The 19269-nt window shown below is 72.4% G+C and carries 19 protein-coding genes; 17 read left to right on the top strand and 2 right to left on the bottom strand.

Going from position 1 to position 19269, the window contains the following annotated elements:
- Positions 1-332 precede the first annotated feature (332 nt).
- The 8 genes from MKL01_RS13080 to phnE (MKL01_RS13115) all read left to right on the top strand — a co-directional run bounded on the left by MKL01_RS13080 (position 333) and on the right by phnE (MKL01_RS13115) (position 10304).
- Positions 333-3527, top strand: coding sequence for an autotransporter domain-containing protein (locus MKL01_RS13080; protein ID WP_243905654.1), 3195 nt, complete (start codon positions 333-335; stop codon positions 3525-3527).
- Between the two features lie 192 nt (positions 3528-3719).
- Positions 3720-4868, top strand: a complete 1149-nt coding sequence (locus tag MKL01_RS13085) for a ceramide glucosyltransferase (protein ID WP_243905655.1) — start codon at positions 3720-3722, stop codon at positions 4866-4868.
- Positions 4869-4899: 31 nt separating this feature from the next.
- On the top strand, positions 4900-5586 hold the full coding sequence (locus MKL01_RS13090; protein WP_243905656.1) for a DUF1045 domain-containing protein: 687 nt from the start codon (positions 4900-4902) through the stop codon (positions 5584-5586).
- Complete coding sequence (locus tag MKL01_RS13095; RefSeq protein ID WP_243905657.1) at positions 5579-6238, top strand: DapH/DapD/GlmU-related protein; 660 nt, start codon at positions 5579-5581, stop codon at positions 6236-6238. The genes MKL01_RS13090 and MKL01_RS13095 overlap by 8 nt, the downstream gene beginning before the upstream one ends.
- 181 nt (positions 6239-6419) lie before the next feature.
- Positions 6420-7268 carry a phosphonate ABC transporter ATP-binding protein gene (gene phnC / locus MKL01_RS13100; protein ID WP_243905658.1) on the top strand — a complete coding sequence of 283 codons (849 nt, stop codon included), beginning with the start codon at positions 6420-6422 and terminating at the stop codon, positions 7266-7268.
- A gap of 302 nt (positions 7269-7570) precedes the next feature.
- Positions 7571-8497: a phosphonate ABC transporter substrate-binding protein gene (phnD, locus tag MKL01_RS13105; RefSeq protein WP_243905659.1), complete on the top strand. Its 927-nt coding sequence runs from the start codon at positions 7571-7573 to the stop codon at positions 8495-8497.
- A 35-nt stretch (positions 8498-8532) separates the two neighbouring features.
- Entirely contained in the window at positions 8533-9438 is a 906-nt protein-coding gene (gene phnE / locus MKL01_RS13110) for a phosphonate ABC transporter, permease protein PhnE (protein WP_243905660.1), read from the top strand.
- Positions 9435-10304, top strand: a complete 870-nt coding sequence (gene phnE, locus MKL01_RS13115; protein ID WP_243905661.1) for a phosphonate ABC transporter, permease protein PhnE — start codon at positions 9435-9437, stop codon at positions 10302-10304. Before phnE (MKL01_RS13110) ends, phnE (MKL01_RS13115) begins: the two co-directional genes overlap by 4 nt.
- A 14-nt stretch (positions 10305-10318) precedes the next feature.
- On the opposite strand, the gene phnF is transcribed toward phnE (MKL01_RS13115), so the two are convergent.
- Positions 10319-11062, bottom strand: a complete 744-nt coding sequence (phnF, locus tag MKL01_RS13120; protein ID WP_243905662.1) for a phosphonate metabolism transcriptional regulator PhnF — start codon at positions 11060-11062, stop codon at positions 10319-10321.
- Between the two features lie 79 nt (positions 11063-11141).
- Between phnF and phnG the strand changes: the two genes are divergently transcribed.
- From phnG to phnN, 8 genes are all read left to right on the top strand, one after another.
- Positions 11142-11612, top strand: a complete 471-nt coding sequence (phnG, locus tag MKL01_RS13125; protein WP_279604587.1) for a phosphonate C-P lyase system protein PhnG — start codon at positions 11142-11144, stop codon at positions 11610-11612.
- A gap of 2 nt (positions 11613-11614) precedes the next feature.
- Entirely contained in the window at positions 11615-12202 is a 588-nt protein-coding gene (gene phnH, locus MKL01_RS13130; protein WP_243905663.1) for a phosphonate C-P lyase system protein PhnH, read from the top strand.
- 3 nt (positions 12203-12205) lie between these two features.
- A complete protein-coding gene (locus tag MKL01_RS13135; protein WP_243905664.1) occupies positions 12206-13306 on the top strand; it encodes a carbon-phosphorus lyase complex subunit PhnI in 1101 nt (366 codons plus the stop codon).
- A gap of 314 nt (positions 13307-13620) precedes the next feature.
- Positions 13621-14478 (top strand): alpha-D-ribose 1-methylphosphonate 5-phosphate C-P-lyase PhnJ, encoded by an 858-nt coding sequence (locus tag MKL01_RS13140; protein WP_279604594.1) that lies wholly within the window; start codon positions 13621-13623, stop codon positions 14476-14478.
- Positions 14475-15248 carry a phosphonate C-P lyase system protein PhnK gene (gene phnK, locus MKL01_RS13145; protein WP_243905666.1) on the top strand — a complete coding sequence of 258 codons (774 nt, stop codon included), beginning with the start codon at positions 14475-14477 and terminating at the stop codon, positions 15246-15248. Before MKL01_RS13140 ends, phnK begins: the two co-directional genes overlap by 4 nt.
- On the top strand, positions 15245-15952 hold the full coding sequence (gene phnL, locus MKL01_RS13150) for a phosphonate C-P lyase system protein PhnL (protein ID WP_243905667.1): 708 nt from the start codon (positions 15245-15247) through the stop codon (positions 15950-15952). Before phnK ends, phnL begins: the two co-directional genes overlap by 4 nt.
- A 9-nt stretch (positions 15953-15961) precedes the next feature.
- Complete coding sequence (locus MKL01_RS13155; RefSeq protein ID WP_243905668.1) at positions 15962-17098, top strand: alpha-D-ribose 1-methylphosphonate 5-triphosphate diphosphatase; 1137 nt, start codon at positions 15962-15964, stop codon at positions 17096-17098.
- Complete coding sequence (phnN, locus tag MKL01_RS13160; protein ID WP_243905669.1) at positions 17098-17628, top strand: phosphonate metabolism protein/1,5-bisphosphokinase (PRPP-forming) PhnN; 531 nt, start codon at positions 17098-17100, stop codon at positions 17626-17628. The genes MKL01_RS13155 and phnN overlap by 1 nt, the downstream gene beginning before the upstream one ends.
- Positions 17629-17901: 273 nt before the next feature.
- Here the strand turns inward: phnN and MKL01_RS13165 are convergent, their stop codons facing one another.
- Positions 17902-18750: an outer membrane protein gene (locus tag MKL01_RS13165; RefSeq protein WP_243905670.1), complete on the bottom strand. Its 849-nt coding sequence runs from the start codon at positions 18748-18750 to the stop codon at positions 17902-17904.
- A gap of 306 nt (positions 18751-19056) precedes the next feature.
- Between MKL01_RS13165 and MKL01_RS13170 the strand changes: the two genes are divergently transcribed.
- Positions 19057-19269 (top strand): GTP-binding protein (locus MKL01_RS13170; protein ID WP_243905671.1); only part of this gene is annotated, 213 nt, incomplete at its 3' end.

A 19269-nucleotide genomic window follows, 5' to 3' on the forward strand; every position in this document is an offset into this window, starting at 1 on the left:
TTAAATCCACTGCAAACGCGACTTATCATACATGAGAAGACGGCATCCGGATCGGGAAACAGTTCAGACGCCGGGTCACGCCTTTCGACCGTGGCAGCTCGCGCAGGCGGCCGAAGGCCGGCAAGTCAAAGCCGCGACTCGGGAAAGTGGTTGACGAATCTTTTCCGTCCAGGGAAAGTCATGATTTGTGTCGGCTAAATGATATCGGTGTTGATTGCAGGAAACATCCGCCGGTTTTGTAGATTATGACTGGATTATGACGATGTTCGTCTGTAAATAATCGCTAAGCCTCCCGCCGCAGGCCGAATGGCCGCGGGCTTTGGGGGCCAAGCATGACGTTACGATACGGAGTCTCGATCGCGGCCTTGACGGTCGCGGCCCTTGGATCGGGCGCGCAGGCGCAGTCCGTCAACACGACGCCCTCCGACGTCAACGTCCTCAACCTGCTAGGACCGTACCTGACGCTCAACACGAGCGCGGCCGGCCAGCAGACGCTCCAGCTCAACCTGTCGCAGTCGGCGGCGATCAACAACGGCGCCGGGCTGGCGCAGCAGCAGCGCGCGATCAGCGACAAGATCATCCTCGGCTCGGCCAGGAACGATCTGTCCTCGTCGGGGCTCGGCAATTACGGCGTCGCCGCCAACCTCGCGGGCGGCCTGCCGGGGCAGACGACGGTCAACGGCATCGTCCCGCAGCAGCTCGTCGGCGGCCTGGGTTCCCAGCTCGGCCCGATCTACCAGCGCGGCGTCGCGCAGGGGGCCGGAGGCCCGCTCGGCAACGTGGTCAACCTGCTGGTCGGCGCCTACAATTACACCGGCAATAACCTCGGCGTCGCCAAGAACTTCTTCGCCAACGGCGCGGCCAGCAACCCGAGCGTGACGCCGGCCGGCTACGTGGCCGCGCCGGCCGTCGCGCCGCCCGGCTACGGCCTGCCCAGCTATAATGGCCTGCCCAACACCACCAACAGCGTCTACGACCTCGCCTACGGGGTCTCCAACAACCAGCCGGGACAGGACGTCTACGGCTCGTCGCGGCCGATCCAGGTGGCACCGGGCCGGTTCAACGCCTTCGATCCGACCGCGCTCACCGGCATCGCCACCAACCCGTCGTTCCCGAGCGGCCACACCACCTACGCGTTCACCGACGGCATCCTGCTCGCCATGCTGGTGCCGCAGCAGTACCAGAGCATGATGGCGCGGGCGGCCGACTACGCCAACAACCGCATCGTGCTGGGCGTGCACTACCCGCTCGACATCATCGGCAGCCGGGCGCTGGCGACCTACGACCTCGCCCAGGCCTTCACCAACCCGGCCTACATCAACAACGCCGCCGTGACCGGCACGGCGATCAACCTGCCGGCCCAGTTCGTCAGAGCCCAGGCCGAACTGCAGGGCTACCTCGCGGCGGAATGCGGCAACACGGTCGCGGCCTGCGCGGGCAGCGCCGCCAACGCGGCCAACAACCCCTACGTGCCGTCGACGGCCAACCAGACCGCCTATCAACAGCGCCTCACCTACGGTTTGCCGACCCTGACCTTCGCGCAGGCCCCCCGCGAGCAGGCCCCGGCGGGCGGGCCCGACGCCTCCATCCTGCTCGCGCCCCTCTACGGCGGCTCGACCGGTGCCGCCCGCACCCTGGCGCCGAACGGCGGCCTCTACGGCCAGCTCTCCACCGGGACCATCAACCAGATCCTGGTCAACACCGAGACCAACGCGCTGGCGGCGTTCTACGGGACCCCGCTGAGCTACTGGAGCCGCATCGACCTGTACTCGGCCGCCGGCTATTTCGGGGCCGTCACCGGCACCCTGCGGATGGACGCCACCGACCGCCTCGGCATCGATGTCGGCATCGCCCAGGGTGGCGCGCTCTACGCCAACGGCACCATTGCGGGGACCGTGATCGTCGGATCCGGCGGCCTGCTCGGCGGCACCGGCACGGTCGGTGGGATCGGCGCGCTCTCCGGGGGCACGGTGGCGCCGGGCAACTCGATCGGCACGCTCTCCGTCACGGGTCCCGTCGCCTTCGCGCCCGGCTCCATCTACCAGGTCGAGGCCAACGCCGCCGGCCAGGCCGACCGGATCGCCGCCGGTGGCAGCGCCACGCTCTCCGGCGGCACCGTCCAGGTGCTCGCCGCATCGGGCGCCTACAACCCGCGCACCACCTACGCGATCCTCACGGCCGGCGGCGGCGTCTCCGGCCAGTTCGCCGGGGTGACCGCCAACCTCGCCTTCCTCAGCCCGGGCCTGCGCTACCTGCCCAACGAAGTCGACCTGACGCTCACCCGCAACGACGTGCCCTTCGCCGCCAGCGCCACGGGCCGCAACGGCGCGGCCGCCGCCAACGCCCTCCAGGGGGCCGGACCGGGACGGCTCTACGACGCCGCGGTGGCGTTCACGACGGCCGAGGCCGGCAGCGGCTTCCGGGCGCTTGCCGGCGACATCCACGCCGGCACCGTATCGGCGGCCTACGAGACCGCGTTCTTCGTGCGCGAGGCCGTGCTCGACCGGCTGCGCTGGGGCGGCCCCGGCACCGGGCTCGATTACGGCAGCCTGCCCTCCGCCTACGCGGCCGACCTGCCGGGCCGGGCTCCGGTGGTGGCGAGCGTGCCGGTGCGGACGCTGGACCCGCAGGCGTTCGGGCTCTGGAGCCAGGGCTTCGGATCCTTCGGCACGGCCGACGGCGGCGGCAACGCCTTCGACCTCGACCGGCAGATCGCGGGCTTCGCCGCGGGGGCGGACGTGCGGCTGGGCGGCCTGCGCCTCGGCGTGGTCGGCGGCTACACCGAGGCGTCCCTCGACAGCGCCGGCCGGATCGGCGGCGCGAGCCGGGCGGAGAGCGCCACGCTCAAGAGCGGCTTCGGCGGCGTCTACGGCGGCTACGAGTTGGGGCCGCTGTCGCTGCGGCTGGGCGTGACCTACGCCGACACCGACACGCGCACCCGCCGGGCGGTGCTGTACGGGCTGTCGGACACGCTGAGCGGGCATGGCGGCGGCCACACCCTCCAGGGTTTCGGCGAGATCGGTTGGAAGATCGCACTGGGCACGCCCGCGGTTGCGGCGCTGGTGTCGAAGGACGGGGCGGCTTTGGCGGTTCAGCCGGCGGCCATTTACGTCGAGCCGTTCGTGGGCGGGGCCTATGTCGGGATCCGGCGGGACGGGTTCGGCGAGACCGGGGGCGCGGCGGCTCTGACGAGCTTCGCCCGGGACTACGATCTCGGCGCGGCGACGGTGGGGCTGCGGGCGCAGACGAGCCTGGATCTGGGGCTGGGGCTTCCGGTGACGCTGCGGGGTTCTGTCGGCTACCGGCGGGCGTTCGGGGACGTGGTGCCGGCGGCGCTGCTGCGCTTCGGCACCGGGCCGGCCTTCCTGAGCGCGGGCGTTCCGATCGACCGGGACGCGCTGGTGGCGCAGGTCGGACTGGACCTGGCGGTGGCGCCGAACGCAAGCCTGGGCGTCGCCTATACCGGTCAGACCGGCGCGCGGGCGCAGGATCAGGCCGTCAAGGGCAGCGTCACGCTCCGGTTCTGAGGGCGCCCCGAGGGCGTCCCCGTTGTCACACGACTGACGCGGTCCGGCCGCTAGAGCGCTCCTTCGCCGAACCGGATGCCGGTTCGGCGAAAGACAGCGTGCCAATACAGAGCGTTAGGGCCGTCTCCGTGCGCGACGCGATCGGGGGCGGCTCTCGCGGCCGGACCGAGACGGGTCGAACGAGGAATCCGGATGATTGACGCCACGGTGCTGGCCCTGACCCTCGGTGCGGCTCTGGCCCTGGTTCAGATCGGCAGCATCGCCGTCGCGGCCCGGCGCCTCGGCCGGACGCACGGCCGGTCGCGCTTCCCGGCCGGCGCCGCGATCTCGTTGATCCGTCCGCTCCGCGGCGTCGAGGCGTTCAGCGAGGAGATGCTGGCCCGGAGCTTCACGCTCGACTACCCGGCCTACGAACTGATCTTCTGCGTGGCCGATTCGGCCGATCCGATCGTCCCGCTGGTGAAGCGCCTGATCGCCGGGCATCCGGGCGTGCCCGCCCGCCTGATCCTCGGCGACGAGCGCATCAGCGGCAACCCCAAGCTGAACAACTGCCTGCGCGGCTGGCGCGCCGCCGCCCACGACTGGGTCGTGCTGGCCGATTCCAACGTGGCGATGCCGCCGGACTACCTCCAGCGGCTTCAGGCGCCGTGGCGGGAGGACACCGGCCTCGTCTGCTCGACCCCGGCCGGCGCCCGCCCCGGCAGCTTCATGGCCGAGGTGGAGTGCGCCTTCCTCAACACCCTGCAGGCGCGCTGGCAATACGCCGCCGAGGCCTTCGGGCTGGGCTTCGCCCAGGGGAAGAGCATGCTCTGGCACAAGCCCTTCCTGGATGCCCAGGGCGGCCTTCAGGCTCTGGCGGCCGAGATCGCCGAGGACGCGGCCGCCACCAAGCTCGTGCGGGCGGCCGGCAGGCGCGTCCACCTGGTGGCGGCTCCCTTCGAGCAGCCCCTCGGGCCGCGCGGGTTCCGCGAGGTCTGGGCGCGCCAGCTCCGCTGGGCCCGGCTGCGCCGCGTGACCTTCCCGCTGTTCTTCGTCCCCGAGATCGGGAGCGGCGTGCTGTTGCCGGCGCTGCTGGTCGCCCTCTGGGCCGGCAGCCTCGCCGGTCTCATCGGGGCCGCTTGCCTCGCCGCCCTGTGCTATGGCGCGGAGCACAGGCTCGCGGCCGGGGCCGGCTGGCACTGCGGGCCCCGCATGCTGATGGCCTTCCTGGTGCGCGATGCCATGATCCCGGCGATCTGGTTCGGGGCCTGGGTGCAGAGCGCGATCGTATGGCGCGGCAACGCCATGGATGTGCGCCCGCGCCGGGCCACGGTCGACCGCACCTACGCGCCGACGGCCTGATCGGGCGCCTGCCAGCCGGGGAGATCGAGACGTGATTCGCCGCTACGCCCTGTATTGGCTGCCCGCCCCGGGCTCGGGCCTCGAGGCCTTCGGCAGGTCGGTCCTCGGCTACGACAACGTCTCCGGACATCCGGTCCCGTACCCGGACACCCTCCAGGACCTCGCCGCCGTGACGGCGGGCGCCCGGGTCTACGGCTTCCACGCGACGCTCAAGGCGCCGCTGCGGCTGGCGCCGGACGCCGCCGAGGCCGACCTCGTCGCGGCCGCCCGCGACCTCGCGGCCGCGCATCCGCCGGTGCCGGTCGGTGGCCTCGCGGTGGCGGCGCTGGGACCCTTCCTCGCCCTCGTGCCGGTGGCCCCGCCGCCGGAGCTGGGCCTGCTGGCCGCCGAGTGCGTCGCCGCCCTCGACCCGTTCCGGGCCCCGCCGACGGCGGCCGAGCGCGCCAAGCGCCGGCCCGACCGGCTCGACCCGCGGGGCCGCGCACTCCTCGACCGCTGGGGCTACCCGTACGTGTTCGAGGCCTTCCGTTTCCACCTGACCCTGACCGACGCCCTGCCGGAGGCCGACCGCGCGGCCTGGCACGCCCGCCTCGCGGAGGCCTACGCCGCCACCGGCCCGGAGGGACTCACGATCGAGTCCGTGTCCCTCCTGACCCAGGACGGGTCCGGACCGTTCCGGCTCCTGGCGCGCCTGCCCTTCGGAGACGCCCATGGCTGAACAGCCTCTCGGCCTCGAACCCGCCCTGGATCCCAGTGCCCGGGTCGTCGACTGCCGCCTCGGCCGCTACACCGAGATCGGCGCCCGGACCCGCCTGACCGAGACCATCCTGGGCGACTATTCCTACATCGCCCAGGACGGCGAGGTGATCTACACCGCGGTCGGCAAGTTCTGCTCGATCGCCGCCGGCGTGCGCATCAACCCGGGCAACCATCCGATGGAGCGGGCCGCGCAGGCGCACTTCACCTATCGGGCGCGCGCCTACTGGCCCGAGGAGGCGGACGAGCCGGCCTTCTTCGACCGGCGCCGCGCCAGTCCGATCGCGATCGGCCACGATGTCTGGATCGGCCACGGCGCGGTCATCCTGCCCGGCCGCACGATCGGGACCGGCGCGGTGGTCGGGGCCGGGGCCATCGTCACCCGGGACGTGCCGCCCTACACGATCGTGGTGGGCAACCCAGCCCGTCCGGTGCGCCGCCGCTTCCCCGAACCGGTCGCCGAGCGGCTGGAGCGCCTCGCCTGGTGGGATTGGGACCACGAACGCCTGCGCCGGGCCCTGCCGGATTTCCGCGCGCTGCCGGTGGAGGCCTTCCTCGACCGCCACGAAGAGCCCGGCGTCGTTCCCCAGGACGGTCGCCGGCCTTCGGATTGAGACGGCGGCCGCGGACAACCGAGCGTCTCGGTCCGGATCCCCTCCGGGACGACGCGGCCGGTGTGATTAGCCGTCTATGTAGAAGGTGGAGTTGCGCCGGCACATCTTGTCGATCCGTACGCGTCATTCAATCGTCGTGTAACCGGCGTCTAGGTGCGAGCATTCCCCGGCGGATGGACTCATGCTCGTCATCGAGGATCTTACGTGCCAGTACGGCGACCGGCGGGCCGTGGACGGCGTGTCGCTGGAGATCGAGCCCGGCAGCTTCGTCGGGGTGATCGGCCGGTCCGGTGCCGGCAAGTCGACGCTGCTGCGCTTGATCAACCGGCTGGCCGACCCGAGTTCCGGGCGCATCCTCCACGACGGCCGTGACGTGACGACCCTGAAGGGCCGGCACCTGCGGGAGTGGCGCACGCGCTGCGCGATGATCTTCCAGCAGTTCAACCTCGTCGGCCGCCTCGACGTGATGACGAACGTCCTGATGGGGCGCCTCAGCCACGTGCCGAGCCACCGGTCCCTGTTGCGCCTGTGGTCCGAGGAGGACCGCGCCATGGCGCTGGCCGCCCTGGAGAGCTTCGACATGGGCGAGTTCGCCGGCCAGCGGGCCGACGGCCTGTCGGGCGGGCAGCAGCAGCGCGTGGCCATCGCCCGCGCCCTCGTCCAGGAACCCGAAATCCTGCTCGCCGACGAGCCGGTGGCCTCCCTCGACCCGCGCAACACCCGCCTGGTGATGGACGCGCTGGCCGAGGTGAACCGGCGCTACGGCATCACGGTCCTGTGCAACCTGCACTCCCTCGATCTCGCCCGCGCCTATTGCGACCGCCTCGTGGGCCTCGCGGCCGGTCGGGTGGTGTTCGAGGGCGGCCCCTTCGACCTCACCGAGGACGTGGCGCGCCGGCTCTACGGCCTGGAGGCCGGCGAGGTGCTCGACGATGCCCCGCAGCGGGAGGCGGAGCAGCGGGCGGCGATGCCGGGCCTGCCCGGCGCCGCGCCGGCGCGCCCGGTCCGCGAGGCCGCCCTCGGCGCCTGAGGCGGACGTCGCGATCCATCCACGGCGCGCCGGGGACACCCGGCTGGCCGAGCATCCAACCGAGGCGCTCCCAGGAGGCTCCGTTGCTGACCCGACGCATCTTCGCCGCCGCGGCACTTCTGGCCCCCGGCGTGCCGGCCGCCGCGCAGGCGTGGAGGGCCGGATATCCCGAGCCCAGACACGCAGGCCCGAGCCCCCGACGAGCCTGACGACAGAGCGGCCTCGCGCCGTGCCCGCCCCGGCGACCACGCGGGCGGCGCCGGCCGATCTCAACGCCCCCCACGCTGACGAAGGATGAAACCATGCTCACCCGCCGCACCCTCGCCGCCGCCGCAGCGCTCGCGTTCCTGGCCCTGCCGGCCGCCGCCCAGGACTGGAAGGCCCAGTATCCCGAGCTGACCCTGGCGGTGATCCCGATGGAGAATGCCAGCGGCACCACCGACCGGTATGCGCCCCTGGCGGCCTACCTGACCAAGACGGTCGGCGTGCCGGTGAAGCTGCGGGTGGCGAGCGACTACGCCGCGGTGATCGAGGGCCAGCGGGCCGGCAACATCCAGATCGCCTTCTACGGGCCGGCCTCGTTCGCCCGCGCGGTGATGACCGGCGTGAAGGTCGAGCCGATCGTGAACCCGAAGCACGAGACCGGCGTCGCGGGCTACTACTCGGTGATCTACGTGCTGGCCTCCAGCCCGTACAAGTCGGTGGCGGACCTCAAGGGCAAGACCCTCGCGCTGGTCGACCCCAACTCCACCTCCGGCAACCAGGCGCCGCGGTTCTTCCTGAAGCGCGCCGGCTACGACGTCGACAAGTTCTTCGGCAAGGCCGTCTACGCCGGCAGCCACGAGAACGCCGTGCTGGCACTCACCCAGGGCACCGCCGACGCGGCGGCGAATTTCTGGAACTCCGAGACCGACAGCAACCTCACGCGCATGCTCACCAAGGGCATCGTCAAGTCGGCCGACGGCAGGCCGATGAAGCAGTCGGATTTCCGGGTCGTGTTCAAGTCCGACTTCCTGCCCGAGGGGCCCTGGGCCGCGCTGGCGAGCCTGCCCGCCGACCTGAAGGCCAAGATCCGACAGGCGTTCATCGACCTGCCCAAGGCCGACAAGGCGGCGTTCGACCGCCTGTCCGACGGCAAGGATCTCGACCTCACCCCGGTGACGCTCAAGGACTACCAGCCGATCATCGACATGCTGAAGGCCAACGACGAGGAGCGCAAGAAGTCCTGATCCGAGCGCGGGGTTCGGGCCAGGAACTCGGGCAAATGGCGCGACCGACCGATCCGGCCCTGCGCGGGCCAACCCCCCTGCCGCCGGAGCGGGCCGCCGCGCTCTCGGGCCTCTACGCGGCGGCGACCGGGCGCGCGCGCCGCCGCACGCTGGCGGGCTTCGCCGCCCTGGCGGCGCTGGCGCTGCTGGCGGCGTTCGCCGCCGAGGTGCGGCCGCTGGTCTTCCTCGAGAACATCGGCAAGTTCACCGCCTATCTCGAGCAGATCTGGCCTCCGGTCGGCCTTGAGCACCCGCTGGCGGATCTCCGCGCCTGGTACTGGGGCCTGCCGGGCTGGCTCGGCCTGCTCGGCGAGACGATCCTGATGGCCTATCTCGGCACCCTGCTCGGGGCCGTCGCGGGCTTCGCCTTCAGCTTCGTGGCGGCCGCCAACCTGGTGCGCTCGCCCGCCCTGCGGTTCCTCGCCAAGCGCTTCCTGGAGGTGTGCCGCACCATCCCGGACGTGGTGTTCGCGCTGCTCTTCGTGATCGCCTTCGGCCTCGGCCCGATGGTGGGCGTGCTGGCCATCGCGATCCACACCACCGGGGCGCTCGGCAAGCTGTTCGCCGAGGTGGTGGAGAACATCGACATGCGCCCGGTGGACGGCCTCTCGGCTTCGGGCGCCTCCTGGGTCGAGACCGTGCGCTTCGCCGTGCTGCCGCAGGTGCTGGCGAACTTCGCCTCCTACGCGCTGCTGCGCTTCGAGATCAACGTCCGCGGCGCGGCGGTGCTGGGCTTCGTCGGCGCCGGCGGGATCGGCCAGGAATTCCTGGCCGCGATCCGCAGCTTCTACTACGGCGACGTCGGCGCGATCCTGGTGATGATCATCCTCACGGTGATCGGCATCGATCTCGCCACCGAGCAGGTCCGCCACCGGCTCGCCGGCCCGGAGCATGACCGATGAGAGCCGCCCGTCCCGAAGCCCTGGGGGCCGCGGCCCGGGCGGACCTCGCGCGGCTGCGCGCGCGCTACCCGGCGCAGTTCCGGACGGACTGGGCCGGCCGCCTGCGGAGGCTGGCGACCCTCGCCCTCCTGGCCGGGCTCGCCGGCTTCGGGATCTGGCAGTTCGACGTGTCGCCGGCGCGGATCCTCCACGGGCTCGGGCGGCTCGGCTCCTTCGCGGTGCTGATGCTGCCGCCGTCGCCGGAGGGGCATCTCTGGATCTTCCTCCACGCCCTCGCCGAGACGCTGGGCATCGCCTTCCTGGGCACGCTGACGGCGGCGGTCCTGGCCTTCCCGGTGGCGTTCCTGGCGGCCCGGAACGTGGTGCCCAACCCCTTCGCGCATTTCGCCGTCCGGCGGGGGCTCGACGTGATGCGCTCGGTGGACGTGCTGATCTGGGCGCTGATCTGGATCAACGTCGTCGGCCTCGGCCCCTTCGCGGGGGCGCTGGCCATCGCGTGCTCGGATCTCGGCGCCTTCGGCAAGCTGTTCTCCGAGGCGATCGAGACCTGCGACCGGCGGCCGGGCGAGGGCGTCGTCGCGTCCGGCGGCTCGGCGCTGCACCGCATCCGCTTCGGGCTGATCCCCGGGGTGCTGCCGGTTCTGGCGAGCCAGGTGCTGTACTTCTTCGAGTCGAACACCCGCTCGGCCACGATCATCGGGATCGTCGGCGCGGGCGGCATCGGCCAGTACCTCACGGAGCTGATCCGGGTGCTGGAGCTGAAGCAGGTCGCCTTCCTGGTGCTGATGATCCTCGTGACGGTGGCGGCGATCGACTGGATCTCGACCCGCCTGCGCCGGGCGATCATCGGGCCGGCGGCGCGCTGAGGCGGATCCTCGCCCTACCCGCCGATCACCAGCTCCACCCGGTCGGCGGCGAACAGGGTGCGGTTCGCCTGGATCGGCACCCCCGCGGGATCGACGTTGATGCTCGACACCACCAGGACCACGCGTCCGGGCGCCATGTCGAGGCGGCCGGCCTCCTCGGCGTCGGCCGGCCGGGCGCGGACCCGCGTCGACAGCCGGGTATAGTCGTGGATCCCGCAGGCCGCGAGCGCCCGGGTGATCGAGCCCCGTTCGGCATAGGCCTCGGCGAAGCCGGAGAAGCGCGGCAGCGGCAGCCAAGTCTGCGCCGTCGAGAGCGGGGCGCCGTCCGCCCGGTGGACCGTCAGCAGTTCCAGCACCGGCGCGCCGGGGGCGAGCGCCAGCGCCGCCGCCTGCTCGGGGCCGGCCGGGATGGCGGCCGAGGCGACCAGGTCCCCCCAGGCCTCGCGGCCTGCCCCGGTGACGATCTCGGAGAAGCGGGTGCGCGGCCCGATCGGGTAGGCGAGCGGTGCCTCTTCGACGAAGGTGCCGCGGCCCTGGCTGGCGCGGACCAGGCCGCCCTCCGCCAGGGCGGCCAGCGCCCGCCGGACCGTGTGCCGGTTCACCGCGAAGCGGGCCGCGAGCGCCGCCTCGGTGGGCAATTGCTGGCCGGGCGTGAAAAGCCCCGCGGCGATCTCGGCCGTCAGCGCGTCGGCGATCTGCCGCCACGCCGTCAGCCCTTCGCCCCGGACGAGACCGGGTGCCTGCGCCTGCGCATCCATCCTGTCATCCAAACTTCATTTGTCCCCGGTACGCCAGTTGTCTATACACCTATACAACGACGCGACGGAGGGATTCGCGATGGTTCCGAACCCGATGCGGCCGGCGCCCGGTCCGGGGATCGCGGCCCGACAGGCCGTAATGGCGCTCTGCGCCGACGCCAGCCGGCCCGAACTGGAGGCCGCCGTGTCGGCCCTCGATGCGCCGGTCGCGGAAGACCTGCGGCTCCCGGAGACCGGGCTGGTGATGGCCACCGGCCGGATCGGCGGGGACGGCCGGCCGTTCCATGTCGGCGAGGTCAGCGTGACCCGGGCGGCGATCCGCCTGGCGGACGGCGCCACCGGCTTCGCCTACCACCTCGGCCGCGATCGCCCGAAGGCGCGGCTCGCCGCGATCCTGGACGCGCTCTGGCAGGATCCGGCCCGGCGCCCGCGGGTCGAGGCGGCGCTGGCGTGCGCCGCCCGGCGGGCCGACGAGGCCCGGCGGCAGGCGGCGCGGCGCACCGCCGCCACCCGCGTCGAGTTCCTGACCGTCGCCCGCGGGGAGGATTGAGCATGCTGGCCCCCGGCTTCGCCGACCCGGTCCACGACGCGCAGGGCACCTTCCGCGCCGTCATGGACGCGCTCGCCCGGCCCGGGCAGCCCCGGCCCCTCGCCCCCGGCCTGACCCCGCCCGCGCCGCTGACGCCCGAACTCGCCGCGGTCGCGCTGGCACTGACCGACGCCGACACGCCGGTCTGGCTCGATGCCGCGCTGGCGGCCGCGCCCGACGTCGCCGCCTACCTGCGCTTCCACACCGGGGCGCCGCTCACCGACGATCCGGCCCAGGCCGCCTTCGCGCTGATCCGCGACCCCGGGCGCTGCCCACCGCTCGGCCGCTTCGCCCCGGGCACGCCGGCCTATCCCGACACGTCGACCACCCTGGTGCTGGCCTGCGAGGCGATCACCGAAGGGGAGGGGCTGCACCTCGCCGGGCCGGGCATCGCCGGTACCGTCCGGCTCGCTGCGGCGCCGCTGCCGGAGGGCTTCGTCACCCAGCTCGCGGCGAACCGCGCGGACTTCCCCCTCGGCGTCGACCTGATCCTCACCGCCCCCGGTCGCGTCGCCGGTCTCCCGCGCTCCACCGCCGTGTCCGAGGGCTGATCCATGTACGTGGCCGTGAAGGGTGGCGAAGCCGCCATCGACAACGCGCACCGCCTGCTGGCCGAGGCCCGCCGCGGCGACCCCGCCGTGCCGGAACTCTCGGTCGCCCAGATCCGCGAGCAGATGGCGCTGCTGGTCGACCGGGTGATGACCGAGGGGTCGCTCTACGATCCCGACCTCGCGGCGCTGGCGCTCAAGCAGGCCCGCGGCGACGTGGTCGAGGCCGTGTTCCTGGTCCGCGCCTACCGGACGACACTGCCGCGCTTCGGCGGCTCGGTGCCGGTCGAGACCGGCGCCATGGCGGTGGACCGCCGGGTCTCGGCGACCTTCAAGGACCTGCCCGGCGGCCAGGTGCTCGGGCCGACCTTCGACTATACCCACCGGCTGATCGATTTCGCGTTGGCTGCGGAAGGCGAGATCGCACCCGCCGCCGAGGCCGAGCCCCGCGCCGATGCCGCGACCTGCCCGCGGGTCACCGACCTGCTCGCCCGGGACGGCCTGATCGAGCCCTCGCCCCCGGACGACGGCGCCCCCGTGGGCGACCTCACCCGGGAGCCGGTGGATTACCCGGCCGACCGGGCCCTGCGCCTCCAGGCGCTGGCCCGGGGCGACGAGGGCTTCGTGCTCGGGCTCGCCTACTCGACCCAGCGTGGCTACGGCCGGACCCATCCGTTCGTGGGCGAGATCCGGGTCGGAGACGTGGCGGTCGAGTTCGTGCCCGAGGAGCTGGGCTTCGCGGTGCCGCTCGGCCGCGTGACGCTCACCGAGTGCCAGATGGTCAACCAGTTCAAGGGCTCGGGGGCGGTGCCGCCGCAATTCACCCGGGGCTACGGGCTCGCCTTCGGGCAGAGCGAGCGCAAGGCCATGGCGATGGCGCTGGTTGACCGGGCGCTCCGCGCGGAAGAACTCGGCGAGGCGGTGGCGAGCCCGGCCCAGGACCAGGAATTCGTGCTGGCCCATTGCGACAGCCTTCAGGCGACCGGCTTCGTCGAGCACCTGAAGCTGCCCCACTACGTCGACTTCCAGGCGGAGCTGGAGCTGGTCCGGCGCCTGCGGGCCGAGTTTTCTCGGGACTTGGACAGCGTGCAGGAGGCGGCCGAATGAGCGCGACGGGGATGCCACCGCTCCAAGGGAGGTCCGGGATCGGTTCTCCTCCAGAGCGGTTCGACGGCACTAGCGCTTCGGATATGGCACGCACCCTTCCTCCCCCCTCTGCGGGGGAGGGTGGCCCCTGCGTCAGCAGGGGTCGGGAGAGGGGAGCGACGATTCAGGATGGAGCGGAGCGGGGGGGCGGGCCGGAGCGTGGTTCTTCACCTTCGCGCTGCCCCTCTCCCGACCCCCTTCGGGGGCCTGCCTCCCCCGCAGAGGGGGGAGGGAGCTGCGCGGCGCCGGCCTCGTTTCCCGAATGGGAGAAGGGACTGGTCGCGTCGGAGGCTTCCGACTCCGGCTACAACTTCGCCTATCTCGACGAGGGTACGAAGCGGATGATCCGCCGGGCGATCCTCAAGGCGATCGCGGTGCCGGGCTACCAAGTGCCGTTCGCGTCGCGGGAGATGCCGATGCCCTACGGCTGGGGCACCGGCGGCGTGCAGGTCACCGCGGCGATCCTCGGGCGGTCGGACGTGCTCAAGGTCATCGACCAGGGCGCCGACGACACCACCAACGCGGTCTCGATCCGCCGCTTCTTCGCCCGCACCTCCGGGGTCGCCACGACCACGCGCACCCGGGAGGCGACGATCATCCAGACCCGCCACCGCATCCCCGAGACGCCGCTCGCGGAGGGCCAGACCCTGGTCTACCAAGTGCCGATCCCCGAGCCCCTGCGCTTCCTCGAACCGCGCGAGACCGAGACCCGCCAGCTCCACGCGCTGGCCGAGTACGGCGCCATGCACGTGAAGCTCTACGAGGACATCAGCCGCCACGGGCACATCGCCACCACCTACGCCTACCCGGTGGAGGTCGCCGGCCGCTACGTGATGGACCCGTCGCCGACGCCGAAGTTCGACAACCCCAAGATGGACGACTGTCCGGCCCTCCAGCTGTTCGGGGCGGGGCGCGAGCGGCGGATCTACGCGGTGCCGCCCTACACCCGGGTCCGCAGCCTCGACTTCGAGGACCACCCGTTCCGCGTGCAGGAATTCACGCAACCCTGCGCGCTCTGCGGCGCGAGCGGCCACTACCTCGACGAGGTGGTGACCGACGATGCCGGGGGCCGGATGTACGTCTGCTCGGACACCGACATCTGCGAGACCCGGGTCGAGGAGGCCGGCCGATGACCACGCCGCTCCTCTCCGCCCACGGCCTGACCAAGGCCTACGGCAACCGCCCCGCCTGCGCGGGCATCGACCTCGACGTCACCGAGGGCGAGGTTCTGGCCATCGTGGGCGAATCGGGCTCGGGCAAGTCCACGCTCCTGTCGCTGCTGGCCGGCGAGCTGGCGCCCGATTCGGGCGCGGTCCGCTACCGGATGCGCGACGGGCAGACCCGCGACCTCGCCGAACTCGGCCCCGCGGCGCTGCGCCGCCTGATGCGCACCGACTGGGGCTTCGTCCGGCAGGACGCCCGGCAGGGCCTGCGCATGGCGGTCTCGGCCGGCGGCAACGTCGGCGAGCGGCTGATGGGGATGGGCGAGCGCCATTACGGCCGGATCCGCGGCCAGGCCCTCGACTGGCTCGGCCGCGTCGAGATCGATTCGGGCCGGGTGGACGACCCGCCGAGCCAGTTCTCCGGCGGCATGCGCCAGCGCCTCCAGATCGCCCGCAACCTCGTCACCGGGCCGCGCCTCGTGCTGATGGACGAGCCGACCTCGGGGCTCGACGTCTCGGTCCAGGCCCGGCTCCTCGACCTGATCCGCCGGCTCTCGGCCGAGCTCGGGCTCGCCGTGATCATCGTCACCCACGACCTCGCGGTGGCGCGGCTGCTCTCCCACCGCATCGCCGTGATGCGCGCCGGCCGCGTCATCGAGACCGGCCTGACCGACCGGGTGCTCGACGATCCCGAGCACGCCTACACCCAGCTCCTCGTCGCCTCGGTGCTCGCCGCATGACCGCGCTTCTGACCTTCCAGGACGTCGCCAAGAGCTTCACCCTGCACCTGCGCGGCGGGATCGTGCTGCCGGTGGTGGGCGATGTCAGCCTCGCGGTGGAGCCCGGCGAGTGCGTGGTGCTGGGCGGCCCGTCCGGCGCGGGAAAATCCTCGCTCCTCAAGATGGCCTACGGCAATTACCGCTGCGACGGCGGCGCCATCCTGGTCCGCGATGGCGACAGCGTGGTCGATGTCGTCCGGGCCGATCCGCGGGTGGTCCTGGCCCTGCGGGCCCGGGTGATCGCCTACGTGTCGCAGTTCCTGCGGGTGATCCCCCGGGTCTCGGCCCTCGACGTGGTCGAGGCCGCCGGCCGCGCGGGCGGCCTCGAGGCCGAGACGGCACGCGGGCGCGCACGGGATCTGCTCGCCCGGCTCAACCTGCCCGAGCGGCTCTGGAGCCTGCCGCCCGCGACCTTCTCGGGCGGCGAGCAGCAGCGGGTCAACATCGCCCGGGGCCTGATCGCCGACCGGCCGCTGCTGCTCCTCGACGAGCCCACCGCCTCCCTCGACGCGCAGAACCGCGCCGTGGTGGCCGAGCTGGTGCGCGAGAAGCTCGCGGCCGGGGCCGGCGTGCTCGGCATCTTCCACGACAGCGAGATGCGCGATGCTGTGGCGAGCCGGGTGGTCGATGTCACCCGCTTCGCGCCGCAAGCCCGCGCAGCCTGAGGATACACGATGGACGACTTCATCATCGAGAACGCCACCCTGGTCCTGCCGGACCGGGTGCAGCGCGGCTGGCTCGCGGTGTCGGACGGGGCCATCGCGGAGATCGGCGAGGGCCGCCCCCCCGCCCGCGGACTCGACTTCGGCGGCGACCACCTGATCCCCGGCCTGATCGAACTGCACACCGACCACCTGGAAAGCCATTACGCGCCGCGGCCGAAGGTGCGCTGGCATCCCCTGGGCGCCGTGCTGGCCTACGACGCGCAGATCACCGCCTCGGGCATCACCACGGTGTTCGATTCGCTCCGCGCCGGCAGCGATCCGGACGGCAGCGGTCTCGGCTCCGAGCTCGAGCAGCTCGCCGGGGCGATCGCCGCCGCCCGCGCCCAGGACCTGTTCCGGGCCGAGCACTTCACGCATCTGCGCTGCGAGTTGCCCTCTACGGACGTGCTCGACACGGTGGCGGCGTTCACGGCCCGCTTTCCCGTCGGCCTGATCTCGCTGATGGACCACACGCCGGGCCAGCGGCAGTTCCGCGACATGGAGAAGTACTACACCTACGCCACCCGCGGCGGCCGGCCCATGGACGAGATCCGCGCCAACACCGAGCGCAAGATCCGCGACGGCCGGGCGCTCAACGCCGAGAATCGCCCGGCCCTCGTCCAGTTCGCCCGCGAGATGGGCATCCCGCTCGCGAGCCACGACGACACCACCCTGGCGGATGTCGATCTCGCTGTCGGCGAGGGCGTGCGGCTCGCCGAGTTCCCCACCACCCTGGAGGCGGCCGAGGCCGCGCACGGTCGGGGGCTCACCGTGATGATGGGCGCGCCGAACCTGATCCGGGGCGGCTCGCATTCGGGCAACGTCGCCGCGCTGGCCCTGGCCGAGGCCGGCCATCTCGACATCCTGTCGTCCGATTACGTGCCGGCGAGCCTGCTGATGGCGGCCTTCCTGCTGCCCGAGCGGGCGCCGGCGATCGGGCTGCCGGAGGCGCTGGCCACCGTCACGGCCAACCCCGCCCGGGCCACCGGCCTGACGGATCGCGGCGCCCTGGCACCCGGCCTGCGGGCCGACCTCGTGCGGGTGCAGCTCGCCGAGGGCGTCCCGGTGGTCCGCGAGGTCTGGCGCGTCGGCCGGCGGGTCGCCTGATGGCGGGCTGCCTCGTCCTCGTGGTCGGACCCAGCGGGGCCGGCAAGGACACGCTGATCCGGCTGGCCCGGTCGGCTCTGGACCGGGATCCGCGCTACGTCTTTCCCCGCCGCCTCGTCACCCGGCCGCCCTCGGCGGACGAGGACAACGAGCCGATCGACGAGGCCGACTTCGCGCAGGGCCATGCGGCGGGTCGCTTCACCCTGAGCTGGCGCGCCCACGGCCTCGGCTACGCCCTCCCGGCGGAGGCCGGCCGGCTGGCGGAGGCAGGCCATGTGGTGGTCTGCAACGTCTCGCGCCGGGTCGTCGCGGAGGCCCGGGGCGCCTGCCCGCGGGTGAGCGTCGTCGAAGTCACGGCACCGCCCGAAATGCTGATGCAGCGCCTCGCCGCCCGAGGGCGGGCCGAGGATGGCGACCTCGCCGCGCGGCTCGCCCGTGCGGTGCCCGTCGAGGCGGATCTGAGGATCCTCAACACCGGCGCGCCGGAGGCCGGCGCCGCGCGCCTGGTGGCGCATCTGCGCGCCTGCTGAGCCGAGCGCCCGCTCGATCCGCCGGTGCGGTCTCGCGACACGCGCGTCCTGTCCCGGACAGGTGGAGCGCCGGCGGAACCCGTCCGGGATCCGGCACAGGTTGATCCAGGCGGACGCGTGGCTTCCGGGTCGCATTCCGCTGGCGCCGCATGCGCCCGGGAAATGGCCGGTGCAGGACCGGCGCGACGTTGGGCCACGAAAAAGGGCGCGGGCCGGGTCCGGCACGCGCCCATCGCTGGTCCGGGACAGGCGTCCCGGACGATGCTGCCGAGACTAGAAGCCGCCGAACTTGTAGTTGAAGCCGGCGCGGACGATGTTGCCCTCGCTCCGGAAGCGCGAGATGTAGCCGTTGCCGAGGCCGACGCCGGGGATGGCGCCGACGAGGACGTTCCGGCTGCCGAGATCGTAGTGGACGTACTCGGCCTTCACCGTCAGGGCGTCGTACTTGATGCCCAGGTACCGGCCGACCGCGAAGGTGTTCAGGAAGCTGTCGGTCGGCAGGGCGAACTCGATGCCGCCGCCGTAGGCGAAGCCGGTGTCGAAGTCGTCGTAGCGGCCCGCGAAGGCGAGGTTTCCGGCCGGCGAGAGGAAGTTCGCCGTGTAGGACACGTTGCCGTAGGCGAGACCGCCGAGGCCGTACACCATGACGCGGTCGAAGGCGTAGCCGACGCGGCCGACCAGGGTGCCGATCCAGTCGGTGCTCTGGCGGAAGCCGCTCAGCGCGTTGGTGCTGCCGAGGTAGTAGCGGTTCTTGGCGAGGTCGGTCCAGTCGATGCTGTTGGCGATACCGACGACGATGCCGGAGCCCGGGGTGAACTGATAGTTGTAGCCGGCGGTGCCGCCGATGTTGGCGAAGCCGTCGTCGGAGATCCGGGTCGACGCCGGGCGGGCGCCGGACGCGACGTTGGCGGCGTTGATCGGCGAGATGCCGACGGTGGTGATCCGCTGCTTGTCGGTGAAGGTGTAGGACGTCTCGAGACCGCCGTAGAAGCCCGTCCAAGTGAAGACCGGCACCGGCGTGAAGATCGGCGGCGGGGCGGCGCGGCGCGGCAGGTCGGCGGCGGAGGCGGCCGTCGTGACCAGGGCGGTGGCCGCGCTGGCGAGGAGGAGCGTCTTCATCATGGGGGCGGGTCCGGGGTTGGGCATTGTTGAGCACAGTTAAGCTCGACCGCCGTCCCCTCGCTATGCCCTCTGTGCCACACTGTGACTTGAAAGCGCCCGGATATTGGCGGGTACTGTCATCTCGGCAGTTCAAGACCGGGCGGTGTGGCTTGACAGCGACGCCGCGCGGCGAGCCCCGCCACGCTCGGAGCTTGATCCCCGGCGGCCGAGCCTCTAAGCGGACCGCGTTTTTCGCCCCGTTCCGACTTCGGGGCGGCCGAGCAAATCCGGGGCACCGATCCGGTCCCCGCCGCAGGAACGGGAATCATGGGCAAGGAAAAGTTCTCCCGCACCAAGCCGCACTGCAACATCGGCACGATCGGGCACGTCGACCACGGCAAGACGTCGCTGACGGCGGCGATCACGAAGGTGCTGGCGGAGACGGGGGGCGCGACGTTCACGGCCTACGACCAGATCGACAAGGCACCGGAGGAGAAGGCGCGCGGGATCACGATCTCGACGGCGCACGTGGAGTACGAG

It is taken from the genome of Methylobacterium sp. J-070 (assembly GCF_022829385.1).
In the GTDB taxonomy this organism is placed as follows: Bacteria; Pseudomonadota; Alphaproteobacteria; order Rhizobiales; family Beijerinckiaceae; genus Methylobacterium.

Coding starts and splice junctions, on each gene's coding strand:
- phnL (WP_243905667.1), top strand. CDS start 15,245: ATGACCGCGCTTCTGACCTTCCAGGACGTCGCCAAGAGCTTCACCCTG.
- phnD (WP_243905659.1), top strand. CDS start 7,571: ATGCTCACCCGCCGCACCCTCGCCGCCGCCGCAGCGCTCGCGTTCCTG.
- MKL01_RS13165 (WP_243905670.1), bottom strand. CDS start 18,750: ATGATGAAGACGCTCCTCCTCGCCAGCGCGGCCACCGCCCTGGTCACG.
- phnN (WP_243905669.1), top strand. CDS start 17,098: ATGGCGGGCTGCCTCGTCCTCGTGGTCGGACCCAGCGGGGCCGGCAAG.
- phnE (WP_243905661.1), top strand. CDS start 9,435: ATGAGAGCCGCCCGTCCCGAAGCCCTGGGGGCCGCGGCCCGGGCGGAC.
- MKL01_RS13155 (WP_243905668.1), top strand. CDS start 15,962: ATGGACGACTTCATCATCGAGAACGCCACCCTGGTCCTGCCGGACCGG.
- MKL01_RS13080 (WP_243905654.1), top strand. CDS start 333: ATGACGTTACGATACGGAGTCTCGATCGCGGCCTTGACGGTCGCGGCC.
- phnF (WP_243905662.1), bottom strand. CDS start 11,062: ATGGATGCGCAGGCGCAGGCACCCGGTCTCGTCCGGGGCGAAGGGCTG.
- MKL01_RS13135 (WP_243905664.1), top strand. CDS start 12,206: ATGTACGTGGCCGTGAAGGGTGGCGAAGCCGCCATCGACAACGCGCAC.
- phnK (WP_243905666.1), top strand. CDS start 14,475: ATGACCACGCCGCTCCTCTCCGCCCACGGCCTGACCAAGGCCTACGGC.
- phnE (WP_243905660.1), top strand. CDS start 8,533: ATGGCGCGACCGACCGATCCGGCCCTGCGCGGGCCAACCCCCCTGCCG.
- phnG (WP_279604587.1), top strand. CDS start 11,142: ATGGTTCCGAACCCGATGCGGCCGGCGCCCGGTCCGGGGATCGCGGCC.
- MKL01_RS13095 (WP_243905657.1), top strand. CDS start 5,579: ATGGCTGAACAGCCTCTCGGCCTCGAACCCGCCCTGGATCCCAGTGCC.
- MKL01_RS13085 (WP_243905655.1), top strand. CDS start 3,720: ATGATTGACGCCACGGTGCTGGCCCTGACCCTCGGTGCGGCTCTGGCC.
- phnH (WP_243905663.1), top strand. CDS start 11,615: ATGCTGGCCCCCGGCTTCGCCGACCCGGTCCACGACGCGCAGGGCACC.
- phnC (WP_243905658.1), top strand. CDS start 6,420: ATGCTCGTCATCGAGGATCTTACGTGCCAGTACGGCGACCGGCGGGCC.